At 59.0% G+C, this 16,177-nt stretch carries 16 protein-coding genes; 9 read left to right on the forward strand and 7 right to left on the reverse strand.

What is annotated here, in order from left to right:
• Nucleotides 1–21 precede the first annotated feature (21 nt).
• Complete coding sequence (gene lptD, locus AB5Y90_RS13275) at nucleotides 22–2,487, reverse strand: LPS assembly protein LptD (protein ID WP_368166959.1); 2,466 nt, start codon at nucleotides 2,485–2,487, stop codon at nucleotides 22–24.
• Nucleotides 2,488–2,661: 174 nt separating this feature from the next.
• Between lptD and AB5Y90_RS13280 the strand changes: the two genes are divergently transcribed.
• From AB5Y90_RS13280 to djlA, 3 genes are read left to right on the forward strand one after another with little or no spacing between them, the layout of a single operon-like run.
• A complete protein-coding gene (locus AB5Y90_RS13280) occupies nucleotides 2,662–3,672 on the forward strand; it encodes an aminoglycoside phosphotransferase family protein (RefSeq protein ID WP_368166961.1) in 1,011 nt (336 codons plus the stop codon).
• The gene (murU, locus tag AB5Y90_RS13285; RefSeq protein WP_120414851.1) at nucleotides 3,669–4,337 is read left to right on the forward strand and encodes an N-acetylmuramate alpha-1-phosphate uridylyltransferase MurU; all 669 of its coding nucleotides are present in this window, start codon (nucleotides 3,669–3,671) and stop codon (nucleotides 4,335–4,337) included. Before AB5Y90_RS13280 ends, murU begins: the two co-directional genes overlap by 4 nt.
• A 19-nt stretch (nucleotides 4,338–4,356) precedes the next feature.
• Nucleotides 4,357–5,190: a co-chaperone DjlA gene (gene djlA, locus AB5Y90_RS13290; protein WP_201952633.1), complete on the forward strand. Its 834-nt coding sequence runs from the start codon at nucleotides 4,357–4,359 to the stop codon at nucleotides 5,188–5,190.
• A gap of 81 nt (nucleotides 5,191–5,271) precedes the next feature.
• Here the strand turns inward: djlA and AB5Y90_RS13295 are convergent, their stop codons facing one another.
• On the reverse strand, nucleotides 5,272–6,723 hold the full coding sequence (locus tag AB5Y90_RS13295) for an aminoacyl-histidine dipeptidase (RefSeq protein WP_368166962.1): 1,452 nt from the start codon (nucleotides 6,721–6,723) through the stop codon (nucleotides 5,272–5,274).
• 946 nt (nucleotides 6,724–7,669) lie between these two features.
• Here AB5Y90_RS13295 and gpt point away from each other — a divergent pair.
• The 5 genes from gpt to AB5Y90_RS13320 all read left to right on the forward strand — a co-directional run bounded on the left by gpt (nucleotide 7,670) and on the right by AB5Y90_RS13320 (nucleotide 12,604).
• On the forward strand, nucleotides 7,670–8,137 hold the full coding sequence (gpt, locus tag AB5Y90_RS13300) for a xanthine phosphoribosyltransferase (protein WP_005339007.1): 468 nt from the start codon (nucleotides 7,670–7,672) through the stop codon (nucleotides 8,135–8,137).
• 172 nt (nucleotides 8,138–8,309) lie between these two features.
• Nucleotides 8,310–9,578: an esterase FrsA gene (gene frsA / locus AB5Y90_RS13305; RefSeq protein ID WP_005349360.1), complete on the forward strand. Its 1,269-nt coding sequence runs from the start codon at nucleotides 8,310–8,312 to the stop codon at nucleotides 9,576–9,578.
• A gap of 62 nt (nucleotides 9,579–9,640) precedes the next feature.
• The gene (gene crl / locus AB5Y90_RS13310) at nucleotides 9,641–10,033 is read left to right on the forward strand and encodes a sigma factor-binding protein Crl (protein WP_005339003.1); all 393 of its coding nucleotides are present in this window, start codon (nucleotides 9,641–9,643) and stop codon (nucleotides 10,031–10,033) included.
• A 179-nt stretch (nucleotides 10,034–10,212) separates the two neighbouring features.
• Nucleotides 10,213–11,316 carry a glutamate 5-kinase gene (proB, locus tag AB5Y90_RS13315; RefSeq protein WP_236367563.1) on the forward strand — a complete coding sequence of 368 codons (1,104 nt, stop codon included), beginning with the start codon at nucleotides 10,213–10,215 and terminating at the stop codon, nucleotides 11,314–11,316.
• A 34-nt stretch (nucleotides 11,317–11,350) separates the two neighbouring features.
• A complete protein-coding gene (locus AB5Y90_RS13320) occupies nucleotides 11,351–12,604 on the forward strand; it encodes a glutamate-5-semialdehyde dehydrogenase (RefSeq protein WP_307895420.1) in 1,254 nt (417 codons plus the stop codon).
• Between the two features lie 97 nt (nucleotides 12,605–12,701).
• Here the strand turns inward: AB5Y90_RS13320 and AB5Y90_RS13325 are convergent, their stop codons facing one another.
• From AB5Y90_RS13325 to rsgA, 5 genes are read right to left on the reverse strand one after another with little or no spacing between them, the layout of a single operon-like run.
• Nucleotides 12,702–13,091 (reverse strand): hypothetical protein, encoded by a 390-nt coding sequence (locus AB5Y90_RS13325; protein ID WP_368166963.1) that lies wholly within the window; start codon nucleotides 13,089–13,091, stop codon nucleotides 12,702–12,704.
• A 2-nt stretch (nucleotides 13,092–13,093) separates the two neighbouring features.
• A complete protein-coding gene (locus AB5Y90_RS13330) occupies nucleotides 13,094–13,345 on the reverse strand; it encodes a DUF2960 domain-containing protein (RefSeq protein WP_201952613.1) in 252 nt (83 codons plus the stop codon).
• Nucleotides 13,335–13,604, reverse strand: coding sequence for a VF530 family DNA-binding protein (locus AB5Y90_RS13335; RefSeq protein WP_005349372.1), 270 nt, complete (start codon nucleotides 13,602–13,604; stop codon nucleotides 13,335–13,337). Before AB5Y90_RS13335 ends, AB5Y90_RS13330 begins: the two co-directional genes overlap by 11 nt.
• Entirely contained in the window at nucleotides 13,601–14,473 is an 873-nt protein-coding gene (gene asd / locus AB5Y90_RS13340; protein WP_026034874.1) for an archaetidylserine decarboxylase, read from the reverse strand. The genes AB5Y90_RS13335 and asd overlap by 4 nt, the downstream gene beginning before the upstream one ends.
• A 28-nt stretch (nucleotides 14,474–14,501) precedes the next feature.
• Nucleotides 14,502–15,536 carry a small ribosomal subunit biogenesis GTPase RsgA gene (gene rsgA / locus AB5Y90_RS13345; RefSeq protein WP_041202348.1) on the reverse strand — a complete coding sequence of 345 codons (1,035 nt, stop codon included), beginning with the start codon at nucleotides 15,534–15,536 and terminating at the stop codon, nucleotides 14,502–14,504.
• A 91-nt stretch (nucleotides 15,537–15,627) separates the two neighbouring features.
• On the opposite strand from rsgA, the gene orn reads away from it, so the two are divergent.
• Complete coding sequence (gene orn / locus AB5Y90_RS13350; RefSeq protein ID WP_368166965.1) at nucleotides 15,628–16,173, forward strand: oligoribonuclease; 546 nt, start codon at nucleotides 15,628–15,630, stop codon at nucleotides 16,171–16,173.
• Nucleotides 16,174–16,177: the final 4 nt, after the last annotated feature.

Consider the following 16,177-nt stretch of genomic DNA (forward strand, 5'->3'; position numbering starts at 1 on the left):
TCTCTCAAGGCTGGGCCAGCATCATTGCTGGCCTTTCAGATTAAACGGGCGAACATAGGGCAACAGCTCGGTATCCAGTGTGACGCTGCGGCCACCGGTACCCACGCTGCCAAGTCCCTTCATTTCAAACTGCAGACCAATGACTCTTTCCGAAGTGGGCTTCAGAGTGATGTTGTCCGGCTGATTGTGCCACTCCAGGCTCATGTTGATGCTCCAGCAGCAGGAGTCGTATTTGACACCGATCTTGCGGTCAATGTTCACATCCTGTTTGATGTCACGGTAGTAACCGCCATACATCTGCCACTGGTCGGCGATCGGCGCCATCATCACCAGACCCGCCTGGCTCAGATCTTCTGCCAGCGCCGTGTTGGTCGGATAGCGATAGTCCAGGTTGCCATCCTTGATGTAGCGGTAGTTGGCCTGAGTGGTCAGCTTGCCGGTCCGGTACTCGACCGCACCATTGCCAGCTGTAAATTCACCCTCTGAGGTATCGTATTGGGTCCCCGCGTGGGCAAACCACTCATCGGTGATCCGTGCATCCCCCTCAAACGAGAGCAGGGAGCGGGCGTTGGTGCTTTCCGGATTTGAAGGGTAGAGGCGCACCTTGGGTGGCGTCATTTCGAAGGCTTGGGCTACTGCCAGACGCAACCGTTCATCACCCACATTGTCATAGACCCGGCTGGTCAGGCCAACGGTGACCCGGTTGGCATCGCTGATGCGGTCAAGACCGGCAAAGCGGCGATCACTGAACAGGCTGTAGTAATCCTGACGGGTGGTGGTGGTGTCGTAGATCCCGATCTCGTCCTGATTTTTGTAAGGGATATAGAGGTACTGGAACTCGGGCTCCAGGGTCTGGGTGCCCTTGCCATCATACCAGTCGAGCGGCCGATCGAAGTTAACGCCCCCCTTGAGGCGGAAGGACGGTAGAGTACGGGTAATAGTGCCCTCTTTCAGAGTCAGCTGTTTGCTGTCTGCATCGGTGAAGCGGCTGCGGTCCTGGCTAACCAGATCCTTGGGTACCTCCTGGTTGTAGGAGGTAAACATCAATTTGTACTGACTGGTCAGGTAGTAACCCGGTGCATCCACCAGGGGCACAGTCAGGGTGGGTGCCAGATGAAGGCGGGTGGCGGTATAGCGCTCACCGGCCTGCTGGATGGTGGCACTGCCGCTGTTATAGCCAAACTTGGTCAGTTCACTGTTCCAGGCCAGATCGAACCACTTGCCCTGCTGGAAGTAGTTGTAGTCGATACGCGGCAGCATCTCGTGGGGTAGCAGCGCATACGGACTCAGGATCTGGTAGCGGCGCACCTCGGAGGTGAGGTTCCAGTTGTGCTGGTAGTAGCCGGCGGTAAAGGATTGCTGCAACTGGCTGTCGACCTGAGTGCCCACTTGCGGGCTGAAGTCGTTGAAATAGTTGTAATCCTTGTCGCGCACCTGGGTGTAGTCGATGCCTAGACGCAGGCTGCCATCCATCAGGGTGGAACTGTGGCGGACGTTCATCAGGTAACGATGGCCATCGGAGAGGTAAGGGGTACCGGTCGACGGGTTGATGAAGCTGGGGTTGCCGGCATCATACTGCTTGTCGTCAGCCAGGTTTTCAAAGTAGAGGATGCCTGCGTGGGCGGGGTCCGGCATGTAGCGGAACTCCACCTGCTCCATCAGGCCGCGTTTATCCATAAAACGGGAGGTGATGGTGGCATCATAGTTGGGGGCAATGTTCCAGTAGAAGGGCTGGGTGATATCCATGCCGTTGCTGGAGCTTTGCTTGTAACCCGGGTAAAGCAGACCGGTCTTCCGCTCATCCTTGATGGGGAAGTTGATATAGGGGAAGTAGAACACCGGGTAGTCATAGAGCCAGAGGCTAGCGTTCCAAGCTTCGCCGAACACCTCTTTCTGGTCGATGTCGATACTGCCCGCCTTGAGGGTCCACACTTCCTGACCGGGGGGGCAGGTGGTGTACTGGGCCCCCTCCATGGTGATGTTCTGGTTGTTGTTGGTCATCACCACGCGCTTGGCAAAGCCGCGCACCGGTGAGCCATGCACCTGATACTTGCCCTCTTCCAGTTCGGAGTTCTTGGTATCCAGGTTGGATTTGAGGGTCTTGTCGCTGGTGACGGTCACCTGACCGTCGTTGTAATAGATGTTGCCGATGGCGATGACATCCCGGCTCTTCTGATCGAGCTGGGCATAGTCGGAGTCAAACTTGCGAACACCCTGACGAACCTTGACGTCGCCTTCATAGACGGCAGTGCCGCCCTGTTTGGCCTCGAGACGGTCAGCATCAACCTCGACCGGCTGTGCGTTGGCATCCTGATCCGATGCAGGCTTCTCTATCTTGGGAACATAGTCATAGCAGAGACTATCGAGAATGCCGGTGGCTGGAGGCGCTTCAAACGGGGCCGACTGCACCATCATAGGGGTGAGTGCGGGGGCCAGGCTGATAGTCAGGGCGATGGGATAGAGGTACCCCAGTGTCCATTTTGTCATGTGAAAGACTCGTGCAATCCGTGATAGATACGGTTGATCCAAGGCATGCATTTTACGACAGGTTTCATCGAGTTGACATTGCATGTCATTGCTTTATGTTAGCCGACAATGATAAAGCATTATTGCGGCCAGGGCTAACAGCCAAGTGCTGCTTTCCACCTTGGTCCTCTATTTATGCACGATCGCGATTCCCTGCTATTGCAGTGGGCACGCCGTATTTCCGGTGATGCCAATCTTCAGTTGACCCTCATTTCCGGTGATGCCAGCTTCCGCCGCTACTATCGCGGTGGTGGTCTGGTTTGGGTGGATGCCAATCCGAAAACCGAAAAAAATCATGAGTTTGTTCGTAACGCGGCCGCCTTGCTGGCGCGTCAGCTGCTGGCGCCAGAGGTGAAGGCGGTGGACTACGAACAGGGGCTGCTGGCGGTCAGTGACCTGGGCGATACCCAGCTTATCAGCCGCCTGAACGAGCACAACGTGCTGGCCTGGTATGGCAAGGCGATTGATTTGCTGCCCCGCCTGGGGGCGGTTGAACTGGCGCTTGAACCCTTCGATGCCGCCTTTATGGCACGGGAGAACAGCATTTTTCCCGAGTGGCTGCTGGGTCATCATCTGCAACTGACCCTGAGCCATGAAGAGCAGCAACTGCTGGACGAGACCTTTGCCTGTCTCACCGCCTGCAATCTGGCCCAGCCGCAGGGGGTGATGCATAGAGATTTTCACAGTCGCAACCTGATGGTATGTGGCGGGGATACCCCCGAGAGCAGCCGGCTGGCCATCATCGATTTTCAGGATATGGTCATCGGGCCGCTTACCTATGATCTGGTTTCCCTGCTGAAAGATTGCTACGTACGCTGGCCTGACGAGGTGATCGATGAAGGGATGCGCCACGGCTTTGCCACCCTGCAACAGGTGGGTCTGCTTGGCGAGCTCGATTATGCCAGTTTCCGTCGTGATGCCGACCTGACCGGCATGCAGCGCCACCTCAAAGCGGCGGGGATCTTCACCCGGCTCTATCATCGCGACGGCAAGTCCGGCTATCTCAAGGATATTCCCCGTACCCTCGGCTATGTGGTGGATGTCTGTCGCACTCATGGTCGTGCCTATCCGGTACTGGCCCGTTTTGGTCAGTGGCTGGAGCAGGTGGTGTTGCCGGGGATCGCCAACGCTGGGGTTAAACCATGAAGGCGATGATCCTGGCCGCTGGCCGTGGCGAGCGGATGCGCCCGCTGACCGACCTGTTGCCCAAGCCGCTGCTAGCGGTGGGGGGCAAGCCGCTCATCGTTCATCACATCGAAAAACTCAAAGCTGCCGGTGTGACCGAGTTGGTCATCAACCACGCCTGGCTTGGCCACAAGCTGGTTGAGAGCCTGGGTGATGGCCGTGCGCTTGGTGTGACCATCCACTGGTCAGCCGAGGAGAGCGCACTGGAGACCGCGGGCGGCATCGTGCAGGCGCTGCCACTACTGGGCGCAGACCCTTTTCTGGTGATCAACGGCGATACCTGGCTCGATCTCGATTATCACACTCTGGTCAGCCAGCCCCTTGGCGATGATCTGGCCCACCTCTGGTTGGTGCCCAATCCGCCCCAGCACCCGAGCGGGGACTTTGCCCTGCAAGGGGGGCGAGTCATGGATACGCCAGCGTTTACCTTCAGCGGGGTCGGACTATATGATCCGGCGGCCTTTGCTGGTCTCGCGGGCGGCGCCCGCAAGCTGGCGCCCCTGCTCCGTGACTGGATGGCGCAAGGGCGGGTAGGCGGCAGCCTGCTCGCTGGCGAGTGGCGCGATATCGGCACGGTCGATCGACTGCGCGAGCTGGATGACCAGCTCCAGGCCCGCACTCATTAACTTCAAGAGGTCTTGAACCATGCGTATTTGGGGTAAGGTGCTGGGCGCCTTCTTCGGTTTTCTGCTCGGCAATATTATCGGCGCCCTGATTGGCCTCTGGATAGGCCACCGTTTCGACCGTGGCATGGGGCTGCAGGGGGCGTTTCGTCGCGGCCCTAGTCAGGCGCAGCAAGCCGTTTTCTTCCACGCCACCTTCTCGGTGATGGGTCACATCGCCAAGTCGAGCGGTCAGGTGACCGAACAGGAGATCCGGGTTGCCTCCAACCTGATGGATCGGATGCGGCTGGCGGGCGAACTGCGTGCCCGGGCGCAGGAGTCGTTTCGTCTCGGTAAAGAGGCCGACTTTCCGCTGCGTGAGACCCTGGCCGAGTTCCGCCGTGCCAGTCTGGGGCAGCGCGATATTCTGCGCTTCTTCCTCGAAGTGCAGTTGCAGGCGGCCTTTGCCGACGGGCGGGTAGAGGAGGGCGAGCGCGCCATTCTGCACACCATTGCCGACGAACTGGGCTTCAGCCGCATCGAGCTGGCTCGCATTCTGGCAATGGCCGAGGCGCAGATGAACTTCTTCAATCAGGCTCATGGCCAGTATCAGGGGGGCCATTCCGGTGGTCAGCAGTATCGGCAGGCGGCACCCTCTGCGGATCGGCTCAAGAATGCCTACCAGTTGCTGGGAGTGAGCGAGAGCGACAGCGATCAGGATATCAAGCGCGCCTACCGCAAGGAGATGAGCAAACATCACCCGGACAAGCTGGCCGCCAAAGGGTTGCCGCCGGAGATGATGGAGATGGCCAAGGAGAAGACCCAGGAGATCCAGCAAGCCTGGGAGTGGATCCGCGAGGCCCGCGGCATCCGGTAAGCGCCAAAATCTGGCTGTAACAGACAATAAAAAGCCCCGCAGCAGTGCGGGGCTTTGTTTTGTTGTTTTATCCGGGCTGGCTTACTTGGCCGGAATCGCTTCCAGTACGTGCACCAGCAGTTGCCAGAAACGTTCGACCGCCGGGATATGTACCTTCTCGTCAGGGGAGTGGGCACCGCGGATGGTCGGGCCGAAGGAGACCATGTCCCACTCCGGATAGGCGCTCTTGAACAGACCGCACTCGAGACCAGCGTGGATCACCATGACGTTGGGCATGGTGCCAAACAGGGTCTGGTAGCTGTTGCGTACCAGCGCCATGACGGGGGAGTCCACGTTCGGCGCCCAACCCGGATAGGCACCGGTGAATTCGCAGCTGGCGCCTGCCAGGGTGAACAGGGAGCGGGTCATCTGCTCGATGCTCTCGCGGCCGGAGTCAATCAGGGAGCGGATCAGGCACTGGACGTACACTTCGCCATCCTGAGTCTTGATGACCCCCAGGTTGGTAGAGGTTTCGGTCACGCCGGGCATGGCATCGCTCATGCGCATCACGCCGTTCGGGCAGGCCATCAGGGCATCCAGCAGGCGCTGCTGCAGGGAGACGCTCATCAGCTTGGCCGGTTTGGCGGCGCTGTTGACCTGCACGGTCAGGTTTGGCTCGGTGGCGGCCAATTCGGTCTGGTAGATCCCGGTGTAGCGGTCAACCAGCGCCTTGAACTCGTTTACGCTGGCAGCAGGCACCAGCAGGGTGGCACGGGCTTCGCGCGGGATGGCGTTGCGCAGGGTGCCGCCGTGGATCTCGGCCAGACGAACACCCAGCGGCTCGGCTGCTTTGAGCAGACGCACCAGCAGCTTGTTGGCGTTGCCACGGCCGCGATGGATATCGCAACCGGAGTGGCCGCCACGCAGCCCTTTGACCGCCAGCTCGAACGCTTCACCTTCAGCAGCATCAACCAGCTCGAGCGGGAAGCGGATATTGGCATCCACACCGCCAGCGCAGCCCATATAGACCTCGCCATCCTCTTCGGAGTCGGTGTTGAGCAGAATTTCGCCCTCCAGCCAGCCCGCTTCCAGACCGAATGCGCCGGTCATGCCGGTCTCTTCGTCTGTGGTCAGCAGCACTTCCAGCGGGCCGTGCTTGATGGTCTTGTCAGCCAGCACAGCCAGACAACCGGCCATGCCGATGCCGTTGTCGGCACCCAGGGTGGTGCCACGGGCCGTGACCCACTCGCCATCGACATAGGCATCGATGGGATCGTTGGCGAAGTCGTGTTTGGTGTCGGCGTTGGCCTGCGGCACCATGTCGATGTGGGCCTGCAGTACCACGGCTTTGCGGTTTTCCATCCCCGGGGTGGCCGGTTTCTTGATGATGATGTTGCCGACCTTGTCCTGCTTGACTGCCAGACCTTCCCCTTGAGCCCATTGGATGATCCAGGCGCTCAGTTTGGCTTCATGTTTGGAAGGGTGGGGGATGGAGCAGATCTGTTCGAAGAAATGCCAAATCAGTTTGGGAGAGAGAGAGCTAAGCTGTGCCACGTCGGGACTCCTTACCAGCACGGAATTAACAGGGCCCCATCAGCGGGCCGGGGAAGAGGATAACGATAATACAGTCAATCACACAAAAATGTGAGCAATCAGCGCAAATCGCAGGCAGCTTGTGCTGGCTGATGGCAACCAGGCAGTACGATCGTCAGGTTCGGACGACGCTGACCGATAGAAAAGAAAATGTGTGACCGATCTCACAAAAATATTGAATTTAACGCACCGACTGGTAAATTAGCTCCCGTGGTTAGCCACCCGTCAGGATGACGATGAAAGCCTCCAGGGAACCGAAGCAAAGCAAGTGCGCCTCCATGGAACCGAGTGTTCGTTCAAGGATTTGAGCCCGCATTAAAGGTACGTAACTTGTTAAGCAATCAGGAGTTTCAATATGCCAGGCAGCAACTCAACCTATTGGTTTGCCCCCTCTTTGTATACCCAGGGTTTCAGCTACCCTAATCCCTTCGTCACTCGTCGCTAAGACGAGCTGCCCAACCAGGCAGAGGCGAGAAAGCAGCAGGTGCGTGAGGTAAATCCTCCCCCTGCTATTTTTTTATCTGCGATTTGCCGCACAGCTATTAGGACTCGGCAGCAGGGACGGCAGGTTAGTCGTTTGGCGCTCGAGATGGGCCGAATGGAGAGGGTGATGCCGATTTTTCCTGTTTTTGGCATACGTTTGCCAGGCATTTTCTCTGCAAACGGTGCTATCATATCGGCCCAACAGCCTGTCCGCGGTTTGGACACATCATCTAACCGATCGCCGGATAAGCCCATCTTGCTTCCATTGTTATCAGATTTGCTGCCGAGGCTTAGCCCTGAGGCAGCCGAAGTGCAATCTGAATTCAGTCGGGCAAGGGCCGCCATTTACTGGCATCCGCAGGGATAATTGCGGGTGTTGTTATTTTAAGTGATTGTTTTTAAATAACTATTCGAGATCGATAACATGCCGAAAAAGTTCTATGTGTCGTGGGACAACCTGCAACGTGAAGCTCGCCGTCTGGCCCGTCGTCAGCTGCCTGTCAGCCAGTGGAAAGGTATCATTGCGGTCAGCCGTGGTGGTCTGGTGCCCGCAGCCCTGATGGCCCGTGAACTTGGCATTCGTAATGTGGAAACCCTCTGCATCTCCAGCTATGACCATGACAGCCAGCGCGAGCTGGTGGTCGTGAAGGCTGCCACCACCGCCGGTGACGGCGAAGGTTGGCTGGTGGTGGAAGATCTGGTAGACACCGGCACTACCGCCAAGGCGATCCGCGAGCTCTATCCGAAAGCCAAGTTCATCGCGATTTTCGCCAAGCCGATGGGCGAAGCGCTGCTGGACGATTTCGAAGTGGCGATCCCGCAGGATACCTGGATTGAACAGCCGTGGGATATGGCACTGGAGTTCGCCACACCGATCTGCGACGAAAAGTAACGGAATCGGGATGTGACGCTCGCTGCGTCCATTGGTCGCAACCGGCAATAATGGTTTCACAGGGCTCCAATTTGGAGCCCTGTTTTTTTGTGTATCAATCTGTTGCAGGGTGGCTGATGGGCAGTAAAAGTGGTTAAGATGAGCTATTGCCTGATATGAATGGGACACTATCTTGGACTTGAACGAAGACCTAAACCTGACCGAGCAGCTCTTTACCCGCGTCAAGAAGGTATTGGAAACATCCGAGATCTCCAACTCCAGTGCGGCTGATCTGGCGCAAGCCGAGTCAGACGAGATGTTTATCGACGGCTCCATGTCAAAGAGCTGGTATCGCCTGCTGCGCCGCCCCTCCTGGACTTGGCAGGGGGCAGATCCCATCGAAGTGGAGCAGACCCTGGCCCGTATCGCCATGGCGACCGGCGAGCGTACCCACGATTGCTATCTCGATACCATCAAGGGCTATGTGCCCGGCAACTGGATCTACGAGTGGAGCCAAGTGGCTGGTAACTATTTCAAGCAGGGCCGCGAACTGCGCGAGAAGGGTGATCCTTCTGGCGCCTTGAAACAGCTGCTCAAGGCGGTGCGCTACTACTCCATCGCCAGCTATCCCCATCTCAAGGATGACGAGCTGGCGGATCAGGCCCAGCTGCTCGGTAACATGGCCTATCGCGAGGCGGGTCGCCTGTTCAAGGTGCCGCTCAAAGAGATCCAGGTGCCTTTTCGCGGCAAGCATATTCAGGGTTATCTCCACCTGCCGACGACCGAAAAACCAGTGCCGCTGGTGATCATCAGCGGCGGGATCGACTCCTTGCAGCTCGATTTCCTCAACTTCTATCTCAAGCGGCTCGAGCCCAACGGTATCGGCATGCTCTCCCTCGATATGCCCGGGGTTGGCTATGCCGAGCATTGGCCGCTGGTGCAGGATACCAGCCGTCTCCATCAGGCGGTGCTCCATTATCTCTCCGAAGTGGCCTGGGTCGATCATCAGCGTATCGCCATGGTGGGGATGCGTCTGGCGGGTAATATCGCAGCCAGACTGGCCTTTATCGAGCCGTTCAAGCTGCGCACCGTGGTCTGTGTCGGCGCCGGGGTCAATCAGGTGTTTACCAATCAGGAGCTGTTTGCCAAGTGCCCGCGCATGATGCGGGATAGTCTGGCCAACCGGTTGGGGGCGGATGCGGCGCAGTGGGACGGCATGCGTACCAAGTGCCAGGTATTTTCACTTAAAACACAAGGATTACTGGGGACTCGCACCTCTGTGCCGATATTGAGTATTGGACACAAGCGAGATTTTATTTGTCCCGAGCAGGATGTACGGGCATTGGCGGCGGCCAGTCGTAACGGCAAGGCCATCGTATTCGACAAACAGCCTTTGCTGGAGGTGTATGACAAGGCGCTGGACGAAATCGTCGAGTGGCTGAAACAGCATTTGTGTACCTGACATTGCGCTAAAGAACTGACGCCATCCCGAGGTGGCGCGGCTTGTTTAACAGGGAGGTTAACATGTCTGAAAGAGTGACCTACAAGCGACTGCTGAGGCAGTTTGCTGCCATTGGCCCCTATTTACGCGAAGATCTCTGCGAAGAGGGGCGTTATCGTTTCGACTGCCTGTCGGTCTGTGTCAGCGCCAAGCCGGCGCCGGACAAACGGGAGTTCTGGGGCTGGTGGCTGGTGCTGGAGCAGGACGATCACCACTTCCGTTACCACTATCAGCTCGGTTTCTACAATGCTGATGGTGAGTGGCTGGACAAGCCGATCCCCAAGAAGCACCAGGTAGAAGTGGAACGGACCCTCAACCGTTTCTACAAGCTCATCAGCGACAAACTGACGGCTCTGGAGTGTCAGTTAGCGCCAGCGGATCAGGTCACCAATGAGTTGACCGTGACCGCCGCTTGATCCCTGATGCCCGGCGAGCAGCATCCCGCTGTTTGCCGGGCCATCAGTCAGCCATCTCCCCTTCCGACCGCAATCATCCGGGCTTTTGCTTCATCTCCTCGCCCCGGCGTTAATTGCCTTGCAGGGCTCCATAGCCGTGGGTATAAAGATATTCCTTACTTTTTAGCCTTTATGCTCCCATGGAAAACAGAACCATAGTCGTCAAGTTGGGCACCAGCGTGCTCACAGGGGGGTCTTCCCAGCTCAATCGTGCCCATATGGTCGAGCTGGTCAGACAGTGTGCGGCCTTGCACCGTCACGGCCATCGGGTCGTGGTCGTCACATCAGGAGCTATCGCCGCCGGGCGTGAACATCTGGGTCACCCGCCACTGGCGCCAACCCTTCCCAACAAGCAGATGCTGGCGGCGGTTGGTCAGACCCAGCTGATTCGGGTATGGCAGGATCTGTTCAACCTCTACGGTCTGCATATCGGCCAGATGCTGCTGACCCGCGCCGATCTGGAAGATCGGGAGCGCTACCTCAACGCCCGCGACACCATGCGCACCCTGCTCGATCACCGCATTATTCCGGTGATCAACGAAAACGATGCGGTGGCGACCGCCGAGATCAAGGTCGGCGACAACGACAACCTCTCCGCACGGGCCGCCATTCTGGCGGATGCTGATCTGCTGATCCTGCTGACTGACCAGAAGGGGCTCTTTACCGCCGATCCGCGTACCAATCCCGACGCCCAGCTTATTGAAGAGGTGCAGACCATCGACGATACCCTGCGCTCACTGGCGGGTGACAGTGTCAGCGGCCTCGGCACCGGCGGCATGGCTACCAAGCTGCAGGCCGCCGATGTGGCGCGCCGCGCCGGCGTCAACGTGGTGATCGCGACCGGCCAGATGCCGGAGGTGATTGGCCGTCTTGCCAAGGGTGAGCGGATTGGCACCCTGTTTCCCGCGCTGGCGTCCCCGCTGGAAGGACGCAAGAGCTGGATCCTGGCAGGCCCACCTCCTCACGGCGAAGTGCATGTGGATCCGGGCGCAGTGGCCGCCATGAAGGAGAAAGGCTCCAGCCTGCTGCCCAAGGGGATTGTGGCAGTCAAGGGCGATTTCATTCGGGGCGATGTGGTGCGTATTCTTGATCCCAAAGGCGCCGAGTTGGCGCGCGGTATCTGCCGTTACGACCATCTGGAGCTGGAGAAGCTGCGCGGCGTCCACTCGGATCAGATTGAGCAGGTACTGGGCTATGGATATGGTTCAGTAGCCATCCATCGAGACGATATGGTGCTGCTCTAATCAGGGCGGCACAGCATGAACAAAGGGAACCGAGATGAGTCTGGAGAAAATGGGGCAGGCGGCCCGTGAAGCCGCCTATCAGCTGGCTACCATCAGCACAGCGCAGAAGAATCGGGCGCTGGCCGCCATCGCTGACGAGCTGGAGGCGCGCAGTGAACAGATCCTCGCGGCCAACGACAAGGATATCGCGGCAGGGCATGAGGCTGGCTTGTCAGAAGCCATGCTGGATCGCCTGCTGCTCAATCCGGCCCGGCTGGCCGGGATTGTGGCGGATGTGCGCAAGGTGATCACGCTGGATGATCCGGTCGGTGCTGAAATGGATAGCCGGGTGCTGGAAAATGGCCTGCGGCTCTCCCGTCGTCGGGTGCCCATCGGGGTTATCGGCGTCATCTACGAGGCGCGCCCCAACGTCACCATCGACATCGCCAGCCTCTGCCTCAAGACCGGCAACGCCAGCATACTGCGTGGCGGGCGCGAGACCTTTCACTCCAATCTGGAGCTGGTGCGGGTGATCCAGCATGCCTTGGCGGCCTCCGGCCTGCCCGAGGCGGCGGTGCAGTACATCGACAACCCGGATCGGGCGCTGGTCGGCGAGTTGCTGCGCCTCGACCGCTATGTGGACATGATCATCCCCCGCGGCGGTGCCGGCCTGCACAAGATGTGCAAGGAGAACAGCTCCATTCCGGTCATCATTGGCGGCTTTGGCATCAGCCACATCTTCGTCGACGAGAGTGCTGATCTGGTGCGCTCTCTGGCGGTTATCGACAACGCCAAGGTGCAACGCCCCTCCGCCTGCAATGCCCTCGATACCCTGTTGGTACACGAGAAAGTCGCTTCGGCTTTCCTGCCGCAGCTGGTGACGCTGATGAACGAGCGCAAGGTGACGCTGGTGGCCGCGCCCAACGCCATGACGCTGCTGACTGGCGCCGACAACTTGTGCGAGGCAGGGCCGGAGGATTTCGATACCGAGTGGCTCGGGCTGACGCTGGCGGTCAAGTTGGTGGCAGACGTCAACGAAGCGCTGGCCCATATGCGCGAGCATAACGCCGGCCACTCCGATGCCATCCTGACCAACGATCTGGCCAACGCCGAGCGTTTCGTCAATGGCGCCGGTTCGGCGGCTGTCTATGTGAACGCCTCCACCCGTTTCACCGATGGTGGCCAGTTTGGTTTGGGGGCCGAGGTGGCGGTGTCGACCCAGATGCTGCATGCCCGTGGCCCCATGGGGTTGACCGAGCTCACCAGCTACAAGTGGGTAGGGCAGGCCGATTACCTCAGCCGCGCCTGATAACCGGTTGTGTCAGATACAAAAATGCCGACCCCTTGGGTCGGCATTTTTTTCGCGGGTATCGCGCCGATACCACGCAGTGCGCTATTCCTCGGGGTTATTCCCCGTGATAGAGCACCTTGTCACCGGACTTGAGCACATAACCCTTCCAGATGAAGAGGGTGTAGCCGCTGCCCTGCCACGACCAGTTGCCCTCCGCACCTTGACGGGTCAGCCGGTGCTGCTCGCCGCTTGGCAGATGCAATTCGGCCTGCGTCTGGTCGGCATTGAACATCACGAAGGCGCTGCTGGTCTGGCTGGCATCGGTCGGATTGAGCCGTACACCCTCTTCAAACAGGCGCACACATTTGCCAGTCAGCGCTGACCACTGATAGCCCGCACTGCCGATACAGCCGTGGCTGTCGCGATCGCTGCCAACCAGATGTTGTTCCGGTGTACTGCATGCCGCCAGTAGCAGAGAGGCGGCCATCAGAGTCAAGGTGCGCATGGTTACTCCTGAAGATCCCGTTCGATGACGATGTTGGAGAATCCCAACTCTTTGAAGTAGTTCTCCTGATAATCTTTCACGCTCTTTTTGTCACGGCGGCAAACCTGAGCCAGCTGGGCCTCCATTGCGTGAAAACTGGTGAGATCCAGCCCTTCGGCAGCGGCGATGGCGTCGAAGATGCTGCGGAACTTATCGTTCGCGTAGCCGATCTCTTTGGCCTGTTTTTTATAGGTGTACGTAATCTTAAAGGCCATCTTGCCCTTCCTTCTTCGATTTGGCTTGCTTGCGCTGGACGTAGAGGTAGAGGCTTTCGACCTTCTCCCGAGCCCAGGGGGTCTTGCGCAAGAACTTCAGGCTGGACTTGATGCTGGGATTATCGGTGAAGCAGCGGATATTGATCTGCTGCCCCAGCTCTTCCCAGCCGTAGTGTTCGACCAGCGCAGTGACGATGGCTTCCAGCGTCAGCCCGTGCAGCGGGTTGTTCTTCTGCGAGGCGTTCGGTTGCTCGCTCATGCCTGCTCCGCCAGCTTGGCAAAGGGCTGACCCATGCGGGTGGTGACCCCGTTGGCCAAGTGAGGTTCGAAACCGGCCAGCATACCCGGGCCAAACAGGCAGACCACGGTGCTGCCCAGCTTGAACAGGCCCATCTCGGCACCTTTCTGCAGGGTAATGGCCTCGTCGCCGGTGTAGTCCCAGCGCACAACCTTCTTCTCTTTGGTCGGCGCAATGTTGCCGGCCCAGATGGTCTCGATGCTGGCCACGATAGTGGCACCAACCAGTACCAGCGCCATCGGGCCGTGCGGGGTGCGGAAGGTGGCTACCACCCGCTCGTTGCGGGCAAACAGGTTTGGCACGTTCTCGGCGGTGAGCGGGTTGACGGAGAAGAGATCACCCGGCACGAACACCATGCTCTCCAGTACGCCATCCAGCGGCATGTGGATGCGGTGGTAATCCTTGGGCGCCAGATAGATGGTGGCGAAGTCGCCATCCTTGAACGGCGCAACCAGATCCTCATAGCCGCCCAGCAGCTCGCGAGCACTGTAGTCGTGGCCCTTGGCCTGAATGATGCGACCCTGCTGGATCGGGCCGAGCTGGCTGACGGTGCCATCGACCGGCAGCGCCAGAGTCATGGCATCCTCTACCACGGGTCGGATGCCGGGCTTGAGCTCGCGGGTGAAGAACTCGTTGAAGCTCTTGTAGTGGGCCGGGCTCTCGTGCAGCGCCTCACTCATATCGACCTGGTACTGCTTGATAAAAGCCTCGATCACCTTGGTAGTGATGTTGCCCGCTTCGGCGGCGGCAAACTTGCCGATCAGACGGGAGAGGGCGTGCTTGGGCAGACAGTATTGACCGGCAATTTTCAGGTTGTCAGTAATGCTCATGTTCATCATCAACGTAGGTTAAACAGGGTCACAGGCGCGCCTGTTGGCGACCGTGACGGGCTTCCTGCATGGTTTCCAGGATGCGGTGATAGTTATGGAAGCGATCGGCGCTGATGGCGCCCGCGTCGACCGCGGCGCGCAGGGCACAGCCGGGATCGTCCTTGTGGGTACAGTCGCGGAACTTGCAGCCACCCAGGTAGTCGCGGAATTCGACGAAGCACCAGGTGATGCGGTCGGCTTCCAGATGCCAGAGGGCAAACTCGCGGATCCCGGGGGAGTCGATGAGATCGCCACCGCTCGGGAAGTGGTAGAGCCGCGCCGTGGTGGTGGTGTGCTGGCCGAGCCCCGAGTTTTCGGAGATCTCGCCGGTCAGTACATCCAGCCCCGGCATCAGGGCGTTGGTGAGGGACGACTTGCCCACTCCGGACTGGCCAACGAAGATGCTGATCTTGTCGGTCAGAGCAGCTTTAAGCTCATCCAGCCCTTCGCCGCTCTCGCAGCTCACCAGCAGCACCTCGTAATTGAGTTTGCGGTAAGTTTCGAGCTGGCTTTCGATGCGCGCTCTGGCGGCATCATCGAGCATGTCGACCTTGTTCAGCACGATGAGGGGGCGGATCTCCACATCCTCGGCTGCCACCAGATAGCGGTCGACAATGTTGGTGGAGAACTCGGGCATCACCGCCGAGACGATGATGATCTGGTCGATATTGGCGGCGATGGGTTTGACCCCGTCGTAGAAGTCCGGCCGGGTCAGTACCGAGTGGCGCGGATGCACCGCCTCGATGACGCCCGCTGTCGCGGCATTGAGGCCGGGACGCCACACCACCTTGTCGCCGCAGACCAGACTGCTGATGCTGCTGCGCCGCAGGTTGCTGCGGTGGATGGTGCCATCGACCGCTTCCACGTCTGCGTGCTGACCAAAACGACTGATCACCACCCCTTCGATGGCGGGGCCAAACAGGGTGTCATCCACCACTGTGGTGTGATCTTTTTGCAGCCGCCGTTCGCGGTTGGCCTGGACGCGCCTTTGTTGACCCAGATTGAGTTTTGCTTTCTTTGCCACTCGATTCGCCAGTTTATGAACAGATCCAAAGCCAGTATGATACATGTAAATTGGCAAAATTCCGCCATTCCTCCCAATAGAGAGAGCAATCATGACAGTCAGCGCGCAGAACCTGGTATGGATCGACATGGAGATGACGGGTCTGGACCCCGAACAGAACGTGGTACTGGAGATTGCCACCATAGTCACCGACAAGGATCTGAACGTACTGGCCGAAGGGCCGGTGATCGCCATCCACCAGAGCGATGCAGAGCTGGCCAAGATGGACGAGTGGAACGTCAACACCCATACCAAGAGCGGTCTGGTGGCCCGGGTCAAGGCTAGCCAGCACGACGAGGCGAAAGCCATTGCCGAGACCCTCGACTTCATTCGCCAATGGGTGCCGGAGCGCACCAGCCCGCTGTGCGGCAACAGCATCGGTCAGGATCGCCGCTTCATGGTCAAGCACATGGCCGAGCTGGAAGCCTTCTTCCACTACCGCAACGTCGATGTCAGCACCATCAAGGAGCTGGTACGCCGCTGGCAGCCGGAACTGCTGGATCAGTTCAAGAAGAGCGGCACCCACCAGGCGCTGGACGATATCCGCGAATCCATCGCAGAGCTGCAGTTCTATCGCAGCCACGTCTTCAAGATCTGATTCC

Origin of the sequence: Aeromonas sp. R4-1 (assembly GCF_040908325.1) — a bacterium.
GTDB classification, from domain to species: domain Bacteria; phylum Pseudomonadota; class Gammaproteobacteria; order Enterobacterales; family Aeromonadaceae; genus Aeromonas; species Aeromonas veronii.

What these genes read in the sequence shown, in the direction of transcription:
- lptD (WP_368166959.1), bottom strand. Translation starts at nt 2,487, where the DNA reads ATGACAAAATGGACACTGGGGTACCTCTATCCCATCGCCCTGACTATC.
- AB5Y90_RS13280 (WP_368166961.1), top strand. Translation starts at nt 2,662, where the DNA reads ATGCACGATCGCGATTCCCTGCTATTGCAGTGGGCACGCCGTATTTCC.
- murU (WP_120414851.1), top strand. Translation starts at nt 3,669, where the DNA reads ATGAAGGCGATGATCCTGGCCGCTGGCCGTGGCGAGCGGATGCGCCCG.
- djlA (WP_201952633.1), top strand. Translation starts at nt 4,357, where the DNA reads ATGCGTATTTGGGGTAAGGTGCTGGGCGCCTTCTTCGGTTTTCTGCTC.
- gpt (WP_005339007.1), top strand. Translation starts at nt 7,670, where the DNA reads ATGCCGAAAAAGTTCTATGTGTCGTGGGACAACCTGCAACGTGAAGCT.
- crl (WP_005339003.1), top strand. Translation starts at nt 9,641, where the DNA reads ATGTCTGAAAGAGTGACCTACAAGCGACTGCTGAGGCAGTTTGCTGCC.
- proB (WP_236367563.1), top strand. Translation starts at nt 10,213, where the DNA reads ATGGAAAACAGAACCATAGTCGTCAAGTTGGGCACCAGCGTGCTCACA.
- AB5Y90_RS13320 (WP_307895420.1), top strand. Translation starts at nt 11,351, where the DNA reads ATGAGTCTGGAGAAAATGGGGCAGGCGGCCCGTGAAGCCGCCTATCAG.
- AB5Y90_RS13325 (WP_368166963.1), bottom strand. Translation starts at nt 13,091, where the DNA reads ATGCGCACCTTGACTCTGATGGCCGCCTCTCTGCTACTGGCGGCATGC.
- AB5Y90_RS13330 (WP_201952613.1), bottom strand. Translation starts at nt 13,345, where the DNA reads ATGGCCTTTAAGATTACGTACACCTATAAAAAACAGGCCAAAGAGATC.
- AB5Y90_RS13335 (WP_005349372.1), bottom strand. Translation starts at nt 13,604, where the DNA reads ATGAGCGAGCAACCGAACGCCTCGCAGAAGAACAACCCGCTGCACGGG.
- asd (WP_026034874.1), bottom strand. Translation starts at nt 14,473, where the DNA reads ATGAGCATTACTGACAACCTGAAAATTGCCGGTCAATACTGTCTGCCC.
- orn (WP_368166965.1), top strand. Translation starts at nt 15,628, where the DNA reads ATGACAGTCAGCGCGCAGAACCTGGTATGGATCGACATGGAGATGACG.